The 19,868-nt window shown below is 70.2% G+C and carries 17 protein-coding genes; 7 read left to right on the top strand and 10 right to left on the bottom strand.

The genetic code is table 11. The features are described 5' to 3' along the window. Window positions 1-200 precede the first annotated feature (200 nt). Window positions 201-1,421, top strand: coding sequence for a trypsin-like serine peptidase (locus AC0699_RS20710; protein ID WP_478662188.1), 1,221 nt, complete (start codon window positions 201-203; stop codon window positions 1,419-1,421). A gap of 386 nt (window positions 1,422-1,807) precedes the next feature. Beyond that, window positions 1,808-2,977: a trypsin-like serine peptidase gene (locus tag AC0699_RS20705; RefSeq protein ID WP_478662186.1), complete on the top strand. Its 1,170-nt coding sequence runs from the start codon at window positions 1,808-1,810 to the stop codon at window positions 2,975-2,977. A 165-nt stretch (window positions 2,978-3,142) separates the two neighbouring features. On the opposite strand, the gene hflX is transcribed toward AC0699_RS20705, so the two are convergent. The 6 genes from hflX to miaA form a co-directional block, all read right to left on the bottom strand. Further along, on the bottom strand, window positions 3,143-4,633 hold the full coding sequence (gene hflX, locus AC0699_RS20700) for a GTPase HflX (protein ID WP_478662183.1): 1,491 nt from the start codon (window positions 4,631-4,633) through the stop codon (window positions 3,143-3,145). A gap of 160 nt (window positions 4,634-4,793) precedes the next feature. Beyond that, window positions 4,794-6,248 (bottom strand): M1 family metallopeptidase, encoded by a 1,455-nt coding sequence (locus tag AC0699_RS20695; RefSeq protein ID WP_478662179.1) that lies wholly within the window; start codon window positions 6,246-6,248, stop codon window positions 4,794-4,796. A 146-nt stretch (window positions 6,249-6,394) separates the two neighbouring features. Next, window positions 6,395-8,536, bottom strand: a complete 2,142-nt coding sequence (locus AC0699_RS20690; RefSeq protein ID WP_478662176.1) for a RelA/SpoT family protein — start codon at window positions 8,534-8,536, stop codon at window positions 6,395-6,397. A gap of 140 nt (window positions 8,537-8,676) precedes the next feature. Beyond that, entirely contained in the window at window positions 8,677-9,576 is a 900-nt protein-coding gene (gene dapF / locus AC0699_RS20685) for a diaminopimelate epimerase (protein WP_478662428.1), read from the bottom strand. A gap of 35 nt (window positions 9,577-9,611) precedes the next feature. Then, window positions 9,612-10,064 carry a hypothetical protein gene (locus AC0699_RS20680; protein ID WP_478662426.1) on the bottom strand — a complete coding sequence of 151 codons (453 nt, stop codon included), beginning with the start codon at window positions 10,062-10,064 and terminating at the stop codon, window positions 9,612-9,614. A 107-nt stretch (window positions 10,065-10,171) separates the two neighbouring features. Beyond that, the gene (miaA, locus tag AC0699_RS20675) at window positions 10,172-11,110 is read right to left on the bottom strand and encodes a tRNA (adenosine(37)-N6)-dimethylallyltransferase MiaA (RefSeq protein ID WP_478662173.1); all 939 of its coding nucleotides are present in this window, start codon (window positions 11,108-11,110) and stop codon (window positions 10,172-10,174) included. 181 nt (window positions 11,111-11,291) lie between these two features. Here miaA and AC0699_RS20670 point away from each other — a divergent pair, with 181 nt between their 5' ends. Then, the gene (locus tag AC0699_RS20670; RefSeq protein WP_478662171.1) at window positions 11,292-11,651 is read left to right on the top strand and encodes a hypothetical protein; all 360 of its coding nucleotides are present in this window, start codon (window positions 11,292-11,294) and stop codon (window positions 11,649-11,651) included. A gap of 22 nt (window positions 11,652-11,673) precedes the next feature. Continuing rightward, window positions 11,674-11,928 (top strand): antitoxin, encoded by a 255-nt coding sequence (locus AC0699_RS20665; RefSeq protein ID WP_478662168.1) that lies wholly within the window; start codon window positions 11,674-11,676, stop codon window positions 11,926-11,928. 87 nt (window positions 11,929-12,015) lie between these two features. Here AC0699_RS20665 and AC0699_RS20660 read toward each other — a convergent pair whose 3' ends face one another. Together AC0699_RS20660 and miaB are read right to left on the bottom strand one after the other, a co-directional pair. Then, on the bottom strand, window positions 12,016-12,729 hold the full coding sequence (locus tag AC0699_RS20660; RefSeq protein WP_478662166.1) for a class III extradiol ring-cleavage dioxygenase family protein: 714 nt from the start codon (window positions 12,727-12,729) through the stop codon (window positions 12,016-12,018). Window positions 12,730-12,860: 131 nt separating this feature from the next. Then, window positions 12,861-14,381 carry a tRNA (N6-isopentenyl adenosine(37)-C2)-methylthiotransferase MiaB gene (gene miaB, locus AC0699_RS20655; RefSeq protein ID WP_478662163.1) on the bottom strand — a complete coding sequence of 507 codons (1,521 nt, stop codon included), beginning with the start codon at window positions 14,379-14,381 and terminating at the stop codon, window positions 12,861-12,863. A gap of 140 nt (window positions 14,382-14,521) precedes the next feature. Here miaB and AC0699_RS20650 point away from each other — a divergent pair, with 140 nt between their 5' ends. Next, window positions 14,522-15,520, top strand: coding sequence for a TAXI family TRAP transporter solute-binding subunit (locus AC0699_RS20650; protein ID WP_478662161.1), 999 nt, complete (start codon window positions 14,522-14,524; stop codon window positions 15,518-15,520). Between the two features lie 192 nt (window positions 15,521-15,712). Here AC0699_RS20650 and AC0699_RS20645 read toward each other — a convergent pair whose 3' ends face one another. Next, window positions 15,713-17,107, bottom strand: coding sequence for a sensor histidine kinase (locus tag AC0699_RS20645; RefSeq protein ID WP_478662158.1), 1,395 nt, complete (start codon window positions 17,105-17,107; stop codon window positions 15,713-15,715). A gap of 15 nt (window positions 17,108-17,122) precedes the next feature. After that, the gene (locus AC0699_RS20640) at window positions 17,123-17,824 is read right to left on the bottom strand and encodes a response regulator transcription factor (protein ID WP_478662154.1); all 702 of its coding nucleotides are present in this window, start codon (window positions 17,822-17,824) and stop codon (window positions 17,123-17,125) included. Window positions 17,825-18,074: 250 nt separating this feature from the next. Between AC0699_RS20640 and AC0699_RS20635 the strand changes: the two genes are divergently transcribed. Together AC0699_RS20635 and AC0699_RS20630 are read left to right on the top strand one after the other, a co-directional pair. Beyond that, on the top strand, window positions 18,075-18,860 hold the full coding sequence (locus AC0699_RS20635) for an amino acid ABC transporter ATP-binding protein (RefSeq protein ID WP_453667122.1): 786 nt from the start codon (window positions 18,075-18,077) through the stop codon (window positions 18,858-18,860). Between the two features lie 53 nt (window positions 18,861-18,913). Further along, on the top strand, window positions 18,914-19,762 hold the full coding sequence (locus tag AC0699_RS20630; RefSeq protein ID WP_478662152.1) for a glutamate ABC transporter substrate-binding protein: 849 nt from the start codon (window positions 18,914-18,916) through the stop codon (window positions 19,760-19,762). The last annotated feature ends 106 nt before the right edge of the window (window positions 19,763-19,868 follow it).

The raw sequence follows: 19,868 nt of genomic DNA, 5'->3' as shown, positions 1-19,868 counted from the left end.
TACCAACGACGCCGGAAGCGGGGGATCACGGTCATTCCGAAGATCGTTGGGGCGGGGAACCGCAGCCCTGCCGCACACCGTCCCCATCAGCACCGGCATAGTGGGGGCCGCACTTCGGTACCGGGCTGCATCGCCGGGTCTGTGCAAGCAGTTCGAACCAGTACGTAGGTCATTTCATGAAGTTCCAGGGGGATCACCACATGCGACTCAATCGCCCGACCTTCGCCGCGCGTCGTGGGGGGAGCGCCCGTCGCAGAACCTCTCCGGTGTTCGCGGCGGCCGCGGTCGCCGCGGCGCTCGCGCTGACGGCCACGGCCTGCGGCCCCAGCGAGGACAACGCCGGCGACAAGCCCAGCGCGCCCGCCGCCGGCCAGGGCACCGACGGCAAGATCACGATCCCGGACGATCTCAAGGACCGGCTCAAGGAGCACGGGATCGACCTGGACAAGTGGAAGAACGGCGAGTGGAAGAACTGGGACAAGGACAAGTGGCTGCGTGAGGCCAAGGACTTCGTCAACCCGATCATCGAGGACCTCTGGGACCCGGACCGGATGCGGGAGGCCGAACAGCCCGACAAGCCGGTCGAGGAGGAGGACATCTCCGGCGACGAGGGTGTGACCGATCCGACGCCGGAGCCGGTCAAGGCCCAGGCCGTGAGCGCGCCTTACCACGGCAACGCGGCCGAGGCCGGGAAGGTGTTCTTCGACGGCCCCAAGGGCTCGATGGTCTGCTCCGCCACCGTGGTGAAGGATCCGGCCAACCCGGGCAAGTCCAACATGGTGTGGACCGCGGGCCACTGTGTGCACGCGGGCAAGGAGGGCGGCTGGTACCGCAACATCGCCTTCGTCCCGTCGTACAACAACAGCGCCAAGACCAGCACCAAGAACGACTCGAAGGAAGAGATCGCTCCCTACGGTGTGTGGTGGGGCGACTGGGCGCAGACGTCCGAGCAGTGGATCTCCCAGGGTGCCGCGACCGGTGGCCAGGGTGCGCCGTACGACTTCGCGGTGATTCATGTGACCCCGGAGAAGGGCGGCACCGGCAAGTCCCTGGAGGAGACGGTCGGTTCGGCGCTTCCGGTGAACTTCAACGCACCGGCAGCGCCGAAGATCGGCAGCATGACGGCGACGGGCTTCCCGGCGGCGCCTCCGTTCGACGGCGAGCGAATGTTCCAGTGCGAGGACAAGCCGGGCCGGCTGTCCCTCACGGCGGACCAGCCCACGATGTTCCGCATCGGCTGCACCATGACCGGTGGTTCGTCCGGCGGCGGCTGGGTCGCTGCGGGCCAGGACGGCAAGCCTGCGCTGGTGTCGAACACGTCGATCGGCCCGGTCACGGCCGGCTGGCTGGCCGGTCCGCGCCTGGGCGCGGAGGCCAAGGACATCTACGACGCGGTCAGCAAGAAGTTCGCGGGCCGGTAGCCACGGCCGCAGGCCCATGGCGGTCTCAGGTAGCCGGCTTGTATGAGCCGGCTGTGTGAGCCGGCTTGTGTGAGCAGTTTTCTGCCGACCGGTGGCCGTGGTCCGGAGCCGCAAGCCCGACCGGTGAGGCAGAGCCGGGAGCGCTCGGCGCTACGTATTACGAAAGGGCCTTCGGAGCGAGTCCGGAGGCCCTTTCGCGTTCGCCGTCGCCGTCCCGCGTCGCCACGCGTGGAGACTCCGTGCAGGTGGCGGGCCTATGTCAACTACCCCAGGTCGCCCAGGCCTAGAGTTAGGGGCGCATCACGGGCGGTCCACCGGAAGATCGCCCTTTCGCGTGCCGAGCACGTGACACGTTCATGGCAATACACACAGGGGGATTCGTTTCCATGCGATCCATACGTCCGCTGCTGGCCGCCACCGGCCTCGCCGCGGCCCTCTCGCTCACGGCCACCGCATGCGGCCCTGGCGAGAACAACGCGGGCGACAAGCCCGCCGCATCCGCTTCCACCGGGGACAACGGCGGTGCCGCCCTTCCCGCGGACCTGGCCGACAAGCTCAAGGAGCACGGTGTCGACCTGGACAAGTGGAAGAACGGCGAGTGGAAGAACTGGGACAAGGACAAGTGGCTGCGTGAGGCCAAGGACTTCGTCAACCCGGTGATCGAGGGCATGTGGAAGCCCGAGCGGATGAAGGAGGCCAAGTCTCCGCAGAAGACGATGGCCGCCGGTGACATCGCGGGCGACCAGGGCGTCACGGACCCGGAGCCGAAGCCGGTCCAGGCCGTGCCGGAGAAGAAGCCGTACCACGAGAACGCCGCACCGGTCGGCAAGGTGTTCTTCGACGCGCCCGAGGGGACGATGGTCTGCTCGGCCACCGTCATCAAGGATCCGAAGAACCCGGGCAAGTCCAACATGGTGTGGACCGCGGGCCACTGTGTGCACGCCGGCCAGGAGGGCGGCTGGTACCGCAACATCGCCTTCGTCCCGGCCTACAACGACCTGGGCAAGTCCCCGGCGCAGCTGGAGAACGCGCAGCCTCAGGAGATCGCCCCGTACGGCGTCTACTGGGCGGACTGGGTCTCGACCTCCGATGAGTGGATCTCCCAGGGCGGCCCGACCGGCGGCGAGGGTGCCCCGTACGACTACGCCGTGATGCATGTGAAGCCGGAGAAGGGCACCAAGTCTCTTGAGGAGACCGTGGGAGTCGCCCTCGACGTCAACTTCGACGCCCCCGAGGCGAAGAGCATCGCCGCGATGGGCGCCTGGGGCTATCCGGCGGCGCCGCCGTTCAACGGCCTGATCATGCACAAGTGCGTCGACCGCCCCGGCCGGCTGTCCATCAGCCCCGGTACGCCGACGATGTGGCGCATCGGCTGCACCATGACCGGTGGTTCGTCCGGCGGTGGCTGGTTCGCCGAGCAGCCGAACGGCAAGCTGGCGCTGGTCTCCAACACCTCCATCGGCCCGGTCACGGCCGGCTGGCTGGCCGGTCCGCGCCTGGGCGAGGGTGCTCGGGAGATCTACACGTCGATGAGTGACAAGTTCGCGGGACAGTAATCTCGCACGGCAGGAATTCTGCCCGCGCTGCGAACGACCGAAGGCCCGTCCCTCCGAGTGGGGGTACGGGCCTTCGGCCTCTGAACGGGACCGCTGTCCGTCGCGCGGATCGGCGCATCGCCATCAGCGCATCGCCATCAGCGCATCGCCATCAGCGCATCGGCATCAGCGCGTCGCCGGAACGTACGGCCCTAGTGCCGCGGCCAGTTCCTCATGGACGCGTGCCTTGAGCAGCGTGCCCTCGGAGGTGTGCTCCTCGGAGAGCACCTCGCCGTCGGCGTGCACCCGCGAGACGAGCGCTCCCCGCGTGTACGGCACGAGGGCCTCGATCTCGACCTCGGGTCGCGGCAGTTCGGCATCGATCAGCGCGAGCAGCTCGTCCATGCCGGCGCCCGTACGGGCCGACACCGCGATCGTGTGACGCTCGATGCGCATCAAGCGCTGCAGCACCAGCGGATCGGCCGCGTCCGACTTGTTGATCACGACGATCTCGGGCACGTCCACCGCGCCGACATCGCGGATCACCTCACGCACGGCGGCGAGCTGCTCCTCCGGAGCCGGGTGTGAGCCGTCCACCACATGCAGGATGAGATCGGACTCGCCGACCTCCTCCATGGTGGAGCGGAACGCCTCGACCAGGTGGTGCGGCAGATGCCGGACGAATCCGACGGTGTCCGCCAGCGTGTAGTACCTGCCGCTCGGGGTCTCGGCCCGGCGCACGGTCGGGTCCAGGGTGGCGAACAGCGCGTTCTCCACCAGGACACCGGCGCCGGTCAGACGGTTGAGCAGCGAGGACTTGCCCGCGTTGGTGTATCCGGCGATGGCGACCGACGGGACCTTGTTCCGCCGGCGCTCCTGCCGCTTGATCTCGCGGCCCGTCTTCATGTCCGCGATCTCCCGGCGCATCTTCGCCATCTTCTCGCGGATCCGACGCCGGTCCGTCTCGATCTTGGTCTCACCGGGGCCACGGGTGGCCATGCCGCCGCTACCGCCACCCATCTGCCGGGACAGCGACTGACCCCAGCCCCGCAGACGGGGCAGCATGTACTGCATCTGTGCCAGCGCGACCTGCGCCTTGCCCTCTCGGGACTTGGCGTGCTGCGCGAAGATGTCCAGGATCAGGGCGGTACGGTCGACCACCTTGACCTTGACGACGTCCTCCAGCTGGATCAGCTGGCCAGGGCTGAGCTCACCGTCGCACACCACGGTGTCGGCCCCGGACTCGAGCACGATGTCGCGCAGCTCCTGCGCCTTGCCCGAGCCGATGTACGTGGCCGGGTCCGGCTTGTCGCGGCGCTGGATGACGCCGTCGAGCACGAGGGCACCCGCCGTCTCGGCGAGCGCGGCCAGCTCCGCGAGCGAATTCTCCGCGTCCTGCACGGTCCCCGAGGTCCAGACACCGACGAGCACCACGCGCTCCAGCCGGAGCTGCCGGTACTCGACCTCGGTGACGTCCTCGAGCTCGGTGGAGAGTCCTGCGACACGCCGCAGCGCCGCCCGCTCGGAGCGGTCGAACTGATCGCCGTCCCGATCTCCGTCGATCTCGTAGCTCCAGGCGACGTCCTCTTCCATCAGGGCATCGGCCCGAAGGCTCTCGGTGCGGTTGCTGTCCGCGAAGCTCTGCGCGTCCTGGGAAGTGGATGAAGAGGAGGTCATTGGATCCTTACGTAGATGGAAGCACGGTACGGAACGTACGGTACGCCGGTTACAACGCGTAACGGTGCCGGAAGATTCCCGGAGGTCCGAAGAGGTCCGGCCCGGCGGCGTCGCCGACGTGTTGATGGTCGCACGGTGCCGCCACGGCCGTCACCCCGGTTTACGCGCGCTTCGCGGCAGGGGCCTTGCTGCGCCACTGCGGGTGACCGGGCATCCTCGGGGTCTTCTCCGCGTACAGCCAGGCCTTGAAGAACGCGGAAAGATCACGGCCGGAGACACGTGACGCGAGTTCGGCGAAGTCGGCCGTGCTAGCCGTCCCGTCCTTGTGCTCGGCCACCCATGCCCGCTCCAGCACCGCGAAGGCGTCCTTCCCGATCTCCTGTCGCAGCGCGTACAGGACCAGGGCGCTGCCGTCGTACACGACCGGCCGGAACAGCCCCAGCTGCTGACCGGGGGTCCCGAGCTTCGGGGCGGCCGGCGGTCCCCCCGCGGCGCGCCAGCCGTCCGACTGCGTGTACGCCTCACGCATCCGCTTCTCCATGGACTGCTTGGCGTGTTCCTCCGCGTACAGCGCCTCGTACCAGCTGGCGTGTCCCTCGTTGAGCCAGAGGTCCGACCAGCCGCGCGGCGAGACGCTGTTCCCGAACCACTGGTGGGCCAGCTCATGCACCATGATCGAGTCGACGTACCACTTGGGGAACTCGGGGCGGGTGAAGAACGACCGCTCGAAGAGCGAGAGCGTCTGGGTCTCCAGCTCGAATCCGGTGCCGGCATCCGCGACCAGCAGCCCGTATGTCTCGAACGGATAGCGCCCGACCTTGCTCTCCATCCATTTGATCTGTCCCGGAGTCTTCTTGAGCCAGGGCTCGAGGAACGTGCGGTCGGCCGTCGGCACGACGTCCCGTACGGGCAGTCCGTGCGGTCCCTGGCGGTGGATGACCGTGGACTTGCCGATGGTGACCTGGGCCAGTTCGGTCGCCATGGGGTGCCGGCTCCGGTACAGCCAGGAAGTGGTCCGACCGGTCCGGGCCTTGGCCACCGGGAGCCCGTTGGCCACGGCCGTCAGCTCCGAGGGGGCCGTGATCCGGAAGGTGAAGAGGGCCTTGTCGGCCGGGTGGTCGTTGCAGGGGAAGACCCGGTGGGCGGCGTCGGCCTGGTTGGCCATCGCCAGACCGTCGGCGGTACGCACCCAGCCGCCGTCGCCCTTGCCCTTCGGGTCGCTGGTGTGGCTGACGGTGATGCTCAGCGGCTCGCCCGGGGCGACGGCGCGCTCGGGCGTGACGACGAGGTCCTCGCCGCTGGTCGAAAATTCGGCGCTGCTGCCGTTCACGTCGACTTTCCGCACGGTGCCGCGGGTGAAGTCGAGGTTGATCCGCTCCAGGGGGTCGGTCGCCCTCGCGTCGATCTTCGTGACGGCTTCCAGCGGCTTGGTGTTCGAGCCGCTGTAGGTGAAAGCGATGTCGTACCTGAGGACGTCGTATCCGGGATTGCCCAGGTGGGGGAAGAGCGGGTCGCCGATGCCGAGCGGCTCGGGCGCGGGGAGGACGGCGGCGACCAGAGTGGCCGAGGCAGCGGCAAGCAGGACGGCCCGCAGGCGTCGAGAGGTGAGCAGCATGCACCACCGCTACCAGCGCGGTGATCGCGGACCGTGACGGCTCGCTCCGCGCCCACCCGAACGGCGTCCGGCGGTACGGCGAGTCGGGGCCGGAAGGGCAGAACAGGGCCGAAAGGGCTGGAAGGGCTGGAAGGGTGCGTCGGGGATCAGGTGGTGGTCGTCGGATGCTGGGCCCGGCTCACGTCGTACACCCCGGCCACGTCGCGCATCGCCCGCATCAGAGCGGGAAGTCCGGCGGCGTCCGGGAGCTGGAGCGTGTACGTATGTCGTACGCGCTGCTCGCTCGGCGGTTCGACGGTGGCGGAGACGATCGCGGCGCCGGCCGTCGCGATGACGTCGGTGAGGTCCGCGAGCAGACGGGGCCGGCCGAAGGATTCGGCGACGAGCGTGACACGGCATGCGGCGGCGTCACCCCAGCGCACACCCACCGGCGCGCGCCCCAGGGCGCGCATCCGGGCCACGGCGGGACACTCCTCGCGGTGCACGGTGACGGCGCCGCCGCGGACCGCGAAGCCGACGACCGCGTCCCGCGGAACGGGGGTGCAGCAGCCGGCGAGGCGGACGGTCGCCCCGGGGAGGCCGGGCAGCTCGGCCACGGCGTTCGTGACCACGGGCCGTCCCGCGGTGAAGGCGACGGCCGCGCGCGGGGCGGCGGCGGGGGGCTTCACCCCCTCGGGATGCTCGGTGAGCCAGGAGGTGATCGCGATCCGCGCGGCGGGCGTGCGGGCGTGGTCCAGCCAGTCGGGCGAGGGCCCCGAGGCGGCGTCCTGGGCGAGCAGCAGCTGGACCGTGTCGCCGTCGTTGAGCTGGGTGCTGAGCGTGGCGAGCCGGCCGTTGACGCGTGCCCCGATGCACGCGTGCGCCTCCTCGCCGTACTGCGCGTATGCCGCGTCCACGCAGCTCGCCCCGGCGGGCAGTCCGAGCGTGCCTCCGTCGGCGCGGAAGACGGTGATCTCGCGGTCCGCGGCGAGTTCGGCACGAAGGGAGGTCCAGAAGGTGTCGGGGTCGGGGGCGGACTCCTGCCACTCCAGGAGCCGGGAGAGCCAGCCGGGCCTGGTGGGGTCGGCGCGCTCGCCGTCGGCCGCGTCGGACGCATCGGGCCGATCGGCCGGGTCGGCCGCCTCGGACCCGTCGGCCAACGGATGCGGATTGCCCAGTGCGTACGGGTTGCCGAGGGCGATGACGCCGGCCTCCGCGACGCGGTGCATCTGGTGGGTACGGATGAGGACTTCGGCGACGGCTCCGTCGGAGCCGGCGACCGCCGTGTGCAGCGACTGGTACAGGTTGAACTTGGGCGCGGCGATGAAGTCCTTGAACTCCGAGATCAACGGGGTGAAGCAGGTGTGCAGTTCGCCGAGGACCGCATAGCAGTCGGCGTCCTCGCCGACGAGGACGAGGAGCCGCCCGAAGTCCGTCCCGCGCAGCTCGCCGCGCTTGAGCCGCACGCGGTGGACGGAGACGAAGTGGCGGGGCCGGATGAGGACTTCGGCCTGGATGTCCGCGTCGCGCAGCACGGTCGTGACGTCCTCGGCAATGGCGGCAAGAGCGTCCGCCGCATCGGCGTTGTCCGCGATGAGTGCCCGGGTGCGTTCGTACTCCTCGGGGTGGAGGATCGCGAAGACCAGGTCCTCCAGCTCGGTCTTGAGTGCCTGGACGCCGAGCCGCTCGGCGAGCGGGATCAGCACGTCCCGTGTGACCTTGGCGATGCGAACCTGCTTCTCCGGACGCATCACGCCGAGCGTGCGCATGTTGTGCAGCCGGTCGGCGAGCTTGATCGACATGACCCGTACGTCGTTGCCCGTGGCGACGAGCATTTTGCGGAAGGTCTCGGGTTCGGCCGCCGCGCCGTAGTCGACCTTCTCCAGCTTGGTGACGCCGTCGACGAGGTAGCAGACCTCCTCGCCGAACTCCGCACGTACCTGGTCCAGTGTCAGGTCGGTGTCCTCGACGGTGTCGTGGAGCAGGGCCGCGGTCAAGGTCGTGGTCTCCGCGCCGAGTTCGGCGAGGATCAGGGTCACCGCGAGCGGATGCGTGATGTACGGCTCGCCGCTCTTGCGGAACTGGCCGCGGTGCGACGACTCGGCCAGTACGTACGCCCTGCGCAGGATGGCCAGATCAGCGTCCGGATGGTGGGCGCGGTGCGCCTCCGCGACATGGCCGATCGCGTCGGGCAGCCGGTCCCGGGCGGTGGGACCGAGAAGGGCGGCCCTGCCCAGCCGACGGAGGTCGAGCTTGGGGCGGCCACGTCGGCGACTGGGAGCACCAGGGTTGGTGGCCTCTGCACTCATGGGGCACCTCCGGCAGCGTCGACCGGCGGTGGGAAAGGCAGGCATGCCCTCCCGGCCGGTGCTTGATGCTACCGAGCCCACCACGTGGCGGAGTCCGCCTCTCGCTCAGCGTGAAAGGGATCACCCATTCGAGCGAACACTCAGTCGTCGGCCGTTTCGCTCCGTGACGGAGAGGACGTCGCGAACCAGGCGGGATCGATGTGGCCCTCGGCGACGAGAACGGCGGGGCCGGTCATCTCGATCGCCCCGTCGGGGTGCTCCGTGATCACCAGGCGCCCGCCCGGAAGATCCACCGTGTACGTCACCGGGGCCCCGGTGACGGCGGGGTCGGCGCCGTCCCGGCGTGCGGCCGCCACGGCGACGGCGCAGGCGCCGGTCCCGCACGAGCGGGTCTCGCCCGAGCCGCGCTCGTGCACACGCATGGCCACATGGCGCGGACCGCGGTCGACGACGAACTCGATATTCACCCCTTCGGGGTATACGCCGGCGGGGGAGAAGGGCGGGGCGGAGAACAGGTCTCCCGCGTGGTCCAGATCCTCGACGAAGGCGACCGCGTGCGGATTGCCCATGTTCACGTTCCGGGCGGGCCAGCTGCGGCCGTCGACCGTGACCGTGACGCCGTCCTCCGGGAGGACGGCGCGGCCCATGGCGACCGTGATGTCGCCTTCCTTGTCGATGTGCACCCGCTTGACGCCACCGCGCGTGGCGACCGCCAGATCGCCCGTGTCGACAAGGCCGGCACGCTGCAGATAGTGGGCGAAGACCCGCACGCCGTTTCCGCACATCTCGGCGATCGAGCCGTCCGCGTTGCGGTAGTCCATGAACCATTCGGCCTCGCCGGCCTGCGAGCGTGCCTCGGGGTGCGCGGCGGAGCGCACGACGTGCAGCAGGCCGTCACCTCCGATACCCGCGCGGCGGTCGCAGAGCCTGGCGACGACGGACGCGGGCAGCTCGATCACGTTGTCCAGGTCCGGGACGATCACGAAGTCGTTCTCGGTCCCGTGGCCCTTGAGGAAGGCGATCGGCGAGGTCTTGGACATGGTCACCGCACCATCGTACGGGGCGGCGCCGACACTCAGCGGAGCCGGGCCACCCGCCACACGGCGAGGGCGACCAGCGCGGCGGCCATGGCGACGTAGAGGGCGATCACGCGCCAGTCGGGGCGCTCGCCGGAGCCGCGCTCGGGCAGACCGGGCCAGGTGTGACCGACCCGGCGGGCGGCCATCATGCCCCAGCCCGCGGCGCAGCAGCTGATCAGCAGCCCGAGCATGGCGACGACCGCGCCACCGTCTCCGGAGCCGAAGGCGAGGGGGAAGGCGAACATGAGCGAGCCGACCGCGGCGAGCCCCACGATGGGAGCGAGCTGCCAGATCCGCAGCCTGCGCTGCGGGCGCAGCTCGACCTCCACTTCCACCCCGGCCTCGGGGTCGTCCTGGAGCACGTCCTGGGTGTCGTCAGGGCCGTCGGGACTGAGACGGAGCACGTCTTCCCGTGTTCCCTGTTCTCTGTCGCGAGGGCCGGCCTCCATCGCCACGCGCCCTCCCAACTCGGACTCCACTTGTCGATCGATGCTCGATGATGGCACGGCCCCGGGCGCCGGAATGACGTCCAAGACGTCCCGATGCCATCACGTGATCAGGCTGTAACCGCTCGTTCGACCAACGCGAGGGCACGGTGCGGGAGTTCCCCGCGGTCCGCAATTGCGCCGCTCAACCAGTGAACGCGCGGGTCGCGGCGAAACCATGAGTCCTGGCGGCGCGCGAAGCGTTTGGTGGCGCGCACGGTCTCGGCGCGCGCCTCGTCCTCCGTGCACTCCCCCGCGAGCACGGCGAGCACCTGCTGGTAGCCGAGCGCGCGGGACGCCGTGCGCCCTTCGCGCAGCCCCTGGGCTTCCAGGGTCCGCACCTCGTCGACGAGCCCCGCCTCCCACATACGGTCCACCCGCAGGGTGATGCGCTCGTCGAGCTCGGGGCGCTCGACGTCGACGCCGATCTGGACGGTGTCGTACACGGCCTCGTGGCCGGGAAGGTTGGCGGTGAAGGGCTTGCCGGTGATCTCGATGACCTCCAGCGCACGGACGATGCGGCGGCCGTTGCTGGGCAGGATCGCCCGCGCGGCGTCCGGGTCGGCCGTGGCCAGCCGGGCGTGCAGGTCGCCGGAGCCGCGCTCCGCCAGCTCCGCCTCCAGCCGGGCACGCACCTCGGGGTCGGTGCCGGGGAATTCGAGGGCGTCGATCGCTCCCCGTACGTACAGCCCGGAGCCGCCGACGAGGACCGGCGTACGACCCTCGGCGAGCAGTTTGTCGATCTCCGCGCGGGCCAGCCGCTGGTACTCGGCGACGCTCGCCGTCTGCGTGACGTCCCAGATGTCCAGGAGGTGGTGCGGGATCCCGCCGCGCTCCCCCGGTGTCAGCTTGGCGGTGCCGATGTCCATCCCGCGGTAGAGCTGCATCGAGTCGGCGTTGACGACCTCGCCGCCGAGCTGCTGGGCGAGATGGACGCCCAGATCGGACTTTCCGGCCGCTGTGGGGCCGACGACGGCGATGACCCGCGGTGCGGGAGCTGCACTTCTCACCGCCCCAGTCTCGCAAACGTCACGGGTGTCCCCGAACGAGTTACGTGACGGCACACCAGTGGGGTCGTTGCCTGTTGCGAGGTTCCGGCCGCCGGTTTTCGAACCGGCCCCCGGTGGCGGCGCAGTGGGACGCTCCGGGCAACGCGGAATTTCGCCCACACGAGTACGCTATGGAGTTGATATGGGCGTTTTTGCAAGGTTTCGTCGGAAGAGCAAGGGAGCTGCCGAGGCGTCAACCGACGAGGGTCCCGACGGCACCCTGACGGCGGATTCCACGGAGGGTTCCGCGGAGGGTGCGGAAGGGGCGGAGGGTTCCGCCGAAGGGGCGGCGGAGGGGGCCGCGGACGGCTCGACGGCATCCGAGGCCGCCAAGGCCTCTGCGGAGGAGACCACTGACGGCGCTGCCGCCAAGGCCGAGCCGGAGACGGGGGAGCCCGCCGGCACGTGCGGCACGTCCGGCGCGGAGAGTGTCGAGATTCCCAAGCAGCAGTCCGCCGACGAGGCCGCGGACAACGAGGCCGGCGAGGGCGCCCGTCACTAGATCCGTACGAGCGAGGTGACCCATGAGCATCCTGGACACGCTGAAGGCCAAGCTCGCCCCTGCCAAGGAGAAGGTCTCTGATCTCGCGCACCAGCACGGAGGCAAGATCGAGCACGGTCTGGACAAGGCCGCGCGGACGGTCGACCAGCGGACCAAGGGCAAGTACAGCGACAAGATCGAGTCGGGCACCGAGAAGGCCAAGGGGGCCCTGGACCGCCTCGCCCACAAGGACCACGGCACACCGAAGGACGACGACGCCCCACCGCCGGCTTCCTGAATGAGTAACGGCTGACGGCCGCGGAGCGCTTGGCTCCGCGGCCGTCCGCCGTTTCAGCCTCCCTCGGAGGCGGGTGCTTCCGGTGCTTCAGGACCAGGCGGCCACGAAGTACCCGACGCCGTACGGGGCGTCCTCGAACAGCAGCTGTCCTGCCAGGCCGGCACCTCCGGCGGCGCCCGCGAGCACCTGCCAGGGGGCACGGCCGGCCGCCTTCAGCACGTGCGCGAGGGACGCGTCCAGCGCAGTGAGTGCCTCCGTGTCCGCCGCGCCCAGGGCGCGGGCCGCCTCGGCGTCGAAGGCCGCCGCGCGCTCGTCCAGATAGCCGGGTGCCTTCAGGGTGCGGCACGCGCTGCCGTCGCCCATCACGAGCAGCGCGACACGGTCCGCGCGGGCGGCGAGTTCCCGGCCGGTCTCCGTGCAGCGCTCCGCGGCCAGTTGCTCGTCGACGCCGAGTCCCTCGACCGGGACGCCGGCCCACCGGGCGCGGTCGAGCAGCCAGGCGGCGACAGCGAGCGATACGGGAAGGGGGCGCTGCGGCGCCGGGCCGCCGGCCGGGCCCAGGTGTACGTCGACGTCCACACCGAAGCCACGGAAGGACCCCGACGCGCCTTGGGGGTACGAACCCAGCTCGTCGGGCCCGGCGGGGCCGACCACGATGAGCCGGTCGGGCCGGGAAGCGGCCAGCACGCTCAGGGCGTCGGCGCAGGCGGTCCTGGCGGCGGCGAGCTCGGGCGCGGCGCCGGCAGCCACATCCGGCACAAGGAGCGGGGGGCTGGGGCAGACCGCGGCGGCGACAAGCATGATCGCAGCGTAATGCCTGGCGGTGGTGGGGGTCGGGTGAGGTCACCGCACCCCGGCGCGCTCCGGCAGCCGTGCGTCGCGCCGGTGACCCGTCGCGCCCGCCCGGGACGACCGGGCGGGCGCTGTCGTCGTCAGCCGGCTGCCGAGCAGCCGCCGGTCGGAGCGGGCAGCGGTGCCGGGACGCCCACCGTGGGGAGGCCGAGCATGACGCCCGGCTGCTCCGGGGGCGCGGCGTTGCGCTTCTGCCAGGCGTCGCCCGCGCGGGTGCGGCGGACAGACGTCGTCTCGCCCTCGGCGAGGAGGTGGTGCGGGGCGGCGTAAGTGATCTCCACGGTCACCACGTCGCCCGGGCGGACCTCCTCGGCGGGCTTGGTGAAGTGGACCAGGCGGTTGTCGGGGGCGCGGCCGGAGAGGCGGTGGGTGGCGCCGTCCTTGCGGCCCTCGCCCTCGGCGACCATGACCTCGAGGACCCGGCCGACCTGCTTCTTGTTCTCCTCCCAGGAGATCTCCTCCTGGAGCGCGACCAGTCGCTCGTAGCGCGCCTGGACGACCTCCTTGGGGATCTGTCCGTCCATCTCGGCGGCCGGGGTGCCGGGCCGCTTCGAGTACTGGAAGGTGAAGGCCTGCGCGAAGCGCGCCTCGCGCACGACGTGCATGGTCTGCTCGAAGTCCTCCTCGGTCTCGCCAGGGAAGCCCACGATGATGTCGGTGGAGATGGCGGCGTGCGGAATCGCCGCGCGGACCTTCTCGATGATGCCCAGGTAACGCTCCTGCCGGTACGAGCGGCGCATCGCCTTCAGCACCGTGTCCGAACCGGACTGCAGCGGCATGTGCAGCTGGGGCATCACGTTCGGCGTCTCGGCCATCGCGGCGATCACGTCGTCCGTGAAGTCACGGGGGTGCGGGGAGGTGAAGCGGACGCGCTCCAGCCCCTCGATCCTTCCGCAGGCGCGCAGCAGCTTCGAGAACGCCTCGCGGTCGCCGATGTCGGAGCCGTACGCGTTCACGTTCTGGCCGAGCAGGGTGATCTCGGAGACGCCCTCGGCGACCAGCGCCTCGACCTCGGCGAGGATGTCTCCGGGCCGGCGGTCCTTCTCCTTGCCGCGCAGTGCGGGGACGATGCAGAACGTGCAGGTGTTGTTGCACCCGACGGAGATGGAGACCCACGCGGCGTACGCGCTCTCGCGGCGCGTCGGCAGCGTCGACGGGAAGGCTTCGAGCGACTCCGCGATCTCGACCTGCGCCTCTTCCAGGATGCGGGCGCGCTCCAGCAGCACCGGCAGCTTGCCGATGTTGTGCGTACCGAAGACGACGTCGACCCACGGCGCCCTCTTGACGATGGTGTCGCGGTCCTTCTGGGCCAGGCAGCCGCCGACGGCGATCTGCATCCCGGGCCGCTTGGCCTTCATCGGGGCCAGCCGGCCGAGGTTGCCGTAGAGCCTGTTGTCGGCGTTCTCGCGTACCGCGCAGGTGTTGAAGACGACGACGTCGGCCTCGCCCTCGCCGGCGCCCTCGGGCGCGCGGACGTAGCCTGCGTCCTCCAGCAGGCCGGACAGCCGCTCGGAGTCGTGGACGTTCATCTGGCACCCGTAGGTGCGCACTTCGTATGTTCCCTTGACGTCCACTGCTTCGCTCCGGTCGCTGCTGGTCATTCCTCCAGGGTAAGGGGGCGCCGGGCAAGCTCCGGCCCCGAGCCGGTCGGGAGGGCGGGCTGGGCCGCGGGGCCGTCCGGAGGGAGCCTCCGCCAGGGGGGCCTGGCCATCGCGGGAAACGAGATGGCAGGATTCGCGCCATGTCCACGGCCCTGTCCCGAATCAGCCGTCGCCGCGCCCTGCAGGGGTCCGCCGCGCTGGCCATGGTGTGCGGGCTGCTGCTGTGGTGGCTGCTGCCGCTCGGCGAGAGCACGCCGAGCGGGCGGCTCACGTTCAGTACGGGCGTGAAGACCGGGGTCTACCAGCGCTACGGCGAGATGCTGGAGGGCGCGCTCGCCCGCGATCTGCCGAAGGTCTCGATAGATCTGCGGACCAGCGAGGGGTCTCAGCAGAACCTGGCCTGGGTGGCGAGCGGTGAGGCCGACTTCACCATCGCCACCGCGGACGCGGTGGCGAAGTACCAGCGGGACGCCAAGCCGGGCTCGGGCCGGCTGCGCGGCTGCGCACGACTGTACGACGACTACGTACAGCTGGTCGTTCCGCAGGGCTCCTCCGTACAGACCCCGGCGGACCTGCGCGGCAAGCGCGTGGGCGTCGGCCAGGAGGGCTCGGGTGTCCGGCTCATCGCCGAGCGGGTGCTGACGGCAGCGGGCCTCGATGCCGAGCAGGACATCAGTCCGCTCTCCGCCGGCATCGACACCATGCCGGGCCTCCTGGAGCGGGGCGATCTGGATGCCTTCTTCTGGTCGGGCGGGCTGCCCACCGGTGCGGTGCAGAACCTGTCGCAGCGCTTCCCGGTCCGGCTGGTTCCGGTCGACGACGAACTGATCCGCCGGGTCCACACCACGGGCGAGGCGACGCGCTACTACCACTCGGCGGTCATCCCCTCCGATGCCTACCCCAAGATGGGCGCCAGGGCCCCGGTGCAGACCGTCGCCGTCGCGAATCTGCTGGTCACCACCGACCGCGCGGACCCGGAGCTGACCGAGCGGTTCACCCGCACCGTGATCAACAGCCGGGATCGGATCGGACGCGAGGTACATCCCGCGCAGCTGGTGGACCTGCGGACGGCGATCTACACCGACCCGCTGCCGCTGCACGACGGGGCACGCCGGTACTACCGCTCGGCCAAGCCGTAGCGGCACCGGTACCACCGCCCGGTCCAGCCACACCCGTACCACCGCCCGGTCCAGCCGTGGCCGTAGAGGCCGTCTGCGGGCATCCCGGCCGTACGGCGCGCCCGGGCGGTTGGCAGGTCTCCGGCGGCTGCAGCGGCGCCCGGCCGGCCCCGGCCCTCCCCCCGCGGCTCCCTGCAGCCGCCTTCTCGCCGCTCAGGCCGCCGGAGGCGTCCGCGGGACCGAGACCGTCACCCGCAGGCCGTGCGGTTCGTGGTGCGCGTACGCGATCGAGCCGCCGCCCGCCGAGAGCAGCGCACGGCTGATGGAGAGACCGAGGCCCGAGCCCTTCACGTTCTGATGGCGGCCGCTGCGCCAGAAGCGGTCGCCGATCCGGGTGAGCTCCTCCTCGGTGAGCCCGGGGCCGCCGTCGGTGATCACGATCGTGGAGGTCTCGCCGTCGGCGGAGGCCGTGACGGTGACCTCCTCTCCCCTGGGCGTGAACTTCAGGGCATTGTCGATCACGGCGTCGAGGGCGCTGGAGAGCGCGATCGGGTCCGCCCAGGCGGTGACCGCGGGGCCGTGCCCGGTGAGCCGTACGCCCTTCTCCTCCGCGAGCGGGCGCCAGGCCGCGACCCGCTCGGCCGCCAGCGCGCCGATGTCCGTGAGCCGGATCTCGGCGGAGGCGTGCTCGGCCAGCGCCAGATCCAGCAGATCGTCGAGCACCTGGGCGAGCCGCATGCCCTCGGTACGGACGGACGCGATCTCCTCGTTCCCCTCGGGCAGTTCGAGAGCGAGGAGCTCGATCCGCAGCAGCAGCGCCGCAAGGGGATTGCGGAGCTGGTGGGAGGCGTCGGCGACGAAGGCGCGCTGCTGCTCCAGCACTTCCTCGACGTTGTCGGCCATCTCGTTGAACGAACGGGCCAGACGCCTGAGCTCCGGGGGCCCGCCGGCCGCCGCGACGCGCGAGTTCATCCTGCCGGTCGCTATGTCGTGGGTGGCGGCGTCGAGGATGCGGACGGGACGCAGCACCCAGCCGGTGAGCCGGACCGCCGCGCCGACGGCGAGCAGCATCGCCGCGGACTCGCCCGCCGCGATCAGCAGCCAGCCCTTCAGAATGCGTGAACGCAGCTGTCCCGTGGGCGAGTCGGTGACGACGACCGCGACGACGTCGCCGTCCCGTACGACCGGCGAGGCGACGACGATCCGGGCGTCCCCCTGCCACGGCCACACCTGCGGCGGATCGTGGCTGCGGCGCCCGAGCAGCGCCTCCTCGAAGGCCCGGCGGCCATCACCGGAAGGGGGGATCTCCCAGAACCAGGGGGCGCGGGCCATGGGCACGTCGCTGCGGTAGAAGACGCCGGCGTACATCCCGTACACGTCGTTGTAGCGGGTCAGTTCGTCCTCGAGGGTGGCCCGGCGCTCGTCCTGCCCGGAGATGCCGTCGGTGACGAACTGGGCCTGGGCAGCGAACCGCGCGGTGTCGTCCAGCCGGTCGACCACGACCTGCTGCTGCTCCGCCGCGGCGAGGCTCACGGCGAGCGGGAAGCCCAGGGCGAGCAGCACGCCCGCCATGAGGACGATGAGCAGAGGGAGAAGGCGGGTACGCAAGGGAAGCGGATGCCTTTACGCGGCGGGGGCGACCAGGCGGTAGCCGACGCCGCGTACGGTCTCGATGAGGGCGGGCATACGGAGCTTGGAGCGCAGCGACGCGACGTGCACTTCGAGCGTCCGTCCCGTGCCCTCCCAGCTCGTACGCCACACCTCGCTGATGATCTGCTCACGCCGGAAGACGACACCGGGCCGCTGGGCGAGCAGCGCCAGCAGGTCGAACTCCTTGCGCGTCAGCTGTACGTCCGTGCCGTCGACGCTGACGCGGCGGGTGGGGAGTTCGATGGTGACGGAGCCCAGCCGGAGGGCGCTGTCCGCGGCCGTCGCCGCGTCCTCACCGGGTGCGGTGCGCCTGCTGACGGCGTGGATCCGGGCAAGCAACTCGCCTGTGTCGTAGGGCTTGACGACGTAGTCGTCGGCGCCGAGATTGAGGCCGTGGATCCGGGAGCGCACGTCGGACCGCGCGGTCACCATGATCACCGGGGTCGAGGTGAGTTTCCTGATCTTTCCGCAGACCTGGTAGCCGTCCTGGTCGGGGAGTCCGAGGTCGAGCAGGACGACACCGAAGGGCGGCTTGCCCCCGGCAGCAGCGGGCAGTACCGCCTGGAGCGCCTCCTCACCGCTGCGGGCGTGGGTGACCTGGAATCCATGCCGGGCGAGCACCGCGGACAGGGCGGCCGCGACATGGTCGTCGTCCTCGACGAGCAGCAGTCTCACGGGCCTCCCTCAGGTCGTAGCTCTCGCATGTGTACAGGGCATGAACGCTGATTGCCGCCCGATGAGTCAAGAGGCATCCCGTTGCACCAGGGTTTCCGTTACCCACCCGGTACGGCGATCACCGCCCTGTTCACCCTGAGTGTCCGGTTGCAGCCGGATCGTTATGCTCAATTTCCCCTCAGATGTAATGACGCTGGTCGTTGTGCGTCATTACTGTCCTCCCAACCGAGGAGGACGGAGCAAGAAGCCGATGAGCGGAGTGTCAGTGACCAAGGGCGCCGAGGACGCCGTACCGGCGGCGGCGGACCTGGTCGTACTGAGCAACGTCAACAAGCACTTCGGCGCGCTGCATGTGCTCCAGGACATCGACCTGACGATCGCGCGCGGCGAGGTCGTGGTGGTCATCGGGCCCTCCGGGTCCGGCAAGTCCACGCTGTGCCGAACCATCAACCGGCTGGAGACGATCGACTCCGGCGTGATCACGATCGACGGGAAACCGCTGCCCCAGGAGGGCAAGGAGCTGGCCCGGCTGCGCGCCGATGTCGGCATGGTCTTCCAGTCGTTCAACCTCTTCGCACACAAGACGGTGCTGGAGAACGTCATGCTGGGCCAGCTCAAGGTCCGCAAGGCGGACAAGAAGGCCGCCGAGGAGAAGGCGCGCGCGCTGCTCGACCGGGTGGGCGTCGGCTCGCAGGCCGACAAGTACCCGGCGCAGCTCTCCGGCGGCCAGCAGCAGCGTGTCGCGATCGCCCGGGCGCTGGCGATGGGCCCGAAGGTGATGCTCTTCGACGAGCCCACCTCCGCCCTCGACCCCGAGATGATCAACGAGGTGCTCGAGGTCATGCAGCAGCTGGCCCGCGACGGCATGACCATGGTCGTCGTTACCCACGAGATGGGCTTCGCGCGGTCCGCCGCCAACCGGGTCGTGTTCATGGCGGACGGCAAGATCGTCGAAGAGGCCACACCCGACCAGTTCTTCAGCAACCCGCGCAGCGACCGGGCCAAGGACTTCCTCTCGAAGATCCTGCACCACTGAGTCTGTCCTGGATCAGCTGATCACCTCATCGCGTCAACTCTAGGGAAGTCACCATGAAGCTTCGTAAGGTCACCGCCGCTTCGGCCGCCGTGCTCTCGCTCGCCCTCGCCGCCACCGCCTGTGGCTCCGGCAAGAAGGACGACGCCGCGGGCGGCGGTTCCGCCGGCGGCGGGAAGATCACGATCGGTATCAAGATCGACCAGCCCGGTATCGGCCTGAAGACCCCGGACGGCAAGTACACCGGCTTCGACGTCGAGGTCGCCACGTACATCGCCAAAGAACTCGGCTACGACGAGAAGGACATCGTCTTCAAGGAGACGAAGAGCGCCGACCGCGAGACGGCGATCTCGCGCGGTGACGTCAAGTTCATCGCGGCGTCGTACTCGATCAACGACAAGCGCCTGGCCAAGGTGGACTTCGCCGGCCCGTACCTGCTGGCCCACCAGGACATCCTGGTCCGCGCGGACGACAACTCCATCACCAAGCCCGAGGACCTGAACAACAAGAAGCTCTGCTCGGTCACCGGCTCGACCTCGGCGCAGAACGTCAAGGAGAAGCTCGCTCCGAAGGCGCAGCTGCAGGAGTACGGTGGCTACTCCGAGTGCCTGACCGGCCTCGAGAACAAGGTCATTGACGCGCTCACGACGGACGACTCCATCCTCGCCGGCTACGCCGCGCAGGAGGCGTTCAAGGGCAAGTTCAAGCTCGCCGGCTTCAAGATGAGCAACGAGAACTACGGCATCGGCCTGAAGAAGGGCGACGCCGAGCTCAAGAAGAAGATCGACGCGGCGCTGGAGAAGATGGTCAAGGACGGCTCCTGGGACAAGGCCGTGAAGGCGAACTTCGGCCCGGCCGGCTACAAGAACGAGCCCGCGCCGAAGATCGGCAACATCGTCAAGTGAAGCAAGGCTGACGTGGGGGGGGGGGGGGGGGGGGGGGGGGGGGGGGGGGGGGGGGGGGGGGGGGGGGGGGGGGGGGGGGGGGGGGGGGGGGGGGGGGGGGGGGGGG

It is taken from the genome of Streptomyces sp. NPDC043870 (assembly GCF_056435785.1).
This window is presented reverse-complemented; position numbering and strand designations above follow the sequence as displayed.

Coding starts and splice junctions, on each gene's coding strand:
- AC0699_RS20710 (WP_478662188.1), top strand. CDS start 201: ATGCGACTCAATCGCCCGACCTTCGCCGCGCGTCGTGGGGGGAGCGCC.
- AC0699_RS20705 (WP_478662186.1), top strand. CDS start 1,808: ATGCGATCCATACGTCCGCTGCTGGCCGCCACCGGCCTCGCCGCGGCC.
- hflX (WP_478662183.1), bottom strand. CDS start 4,633: ATGACCTCCTCTTCATCCACTTCCCAGGACGCGCAGAGCTTCGCGGAC.
- AC0699_RS20695 (WP_478662179.1), bottom strand. CDS start 6,248: ATGCTGCTCACCTCTCGACGCCTGCGGGCCGTCCTGCTTGCCGCTGCC.
- AC0699_RS20690 (WP_478662176.1), bottom strand. CDS start 8,536: ATGAGTGCAGAGGCCACCAACCCTGGTGCTCCCAGTCGCCGACGTGGC.
- dapF (WP_478662428.1), bottom strand. CDS start 9,576: ATGTCCAAGACCTCGCCGATCGCCTTCCTCAAGGGCCACGGGACCGAG.
- AC0699_RS20680 (WP_478662426.1), bottom strand. CDS start 10,064: ATGGAGGCCGGCCCTCGCGACAGAGAACAGGGAACACGGGAAGACGTG.
- AC0699_RS20670 (WP_478662171.1), top strand. CDS start 11,292: ATGGGCGTTTTTGCAAGGTTTCGTCGGAAGAGCAAGGGAGCTGCCGAG.
- AC0699_RS20665 (WP_478662168.1), top strand. CDS start 11,674: ATGAGCATCCTGGACACGCTGAAGGCCAAGCTCGCCCCTGCCAAGGAG.
- AC0699_RS20660 (WP_478662166.1), bottom strand. CDS start 12,729: ATGCTTGTCGCCGCCGCGGTCTGCCCCAGCCCCCCGCTCCTTGTGCCG.
- miaB (WP_478662163.1), bottom strand. CDS start 14,381: ATGACCAGCAGCGACCGGAGCGAAGCAGTGGACGTCAAGGGAACATAC.
- AC0699_RS20650 (WP_478662161.1), top strand. CDS start 14,522: ATGTCCACGGCCCTGTCCCGAATCAGCCGTCGCCGCGCCCTGCAGGGG.
- AC0699_RS20635 (WP_453667122.1), top strand. CDS start 18,075: ATGAGCGGAGTGTCAGTGACCAAGGGCGCCGAGGACGCCGTACCGGCG.
- AC0699_RS20630 (WP_478662152.1), top strand. CDS start 18,914: ATGAAGCTTCGTAAGGTCACCGCCGCTTCGGCCGCCGTGCTCTCGCTC.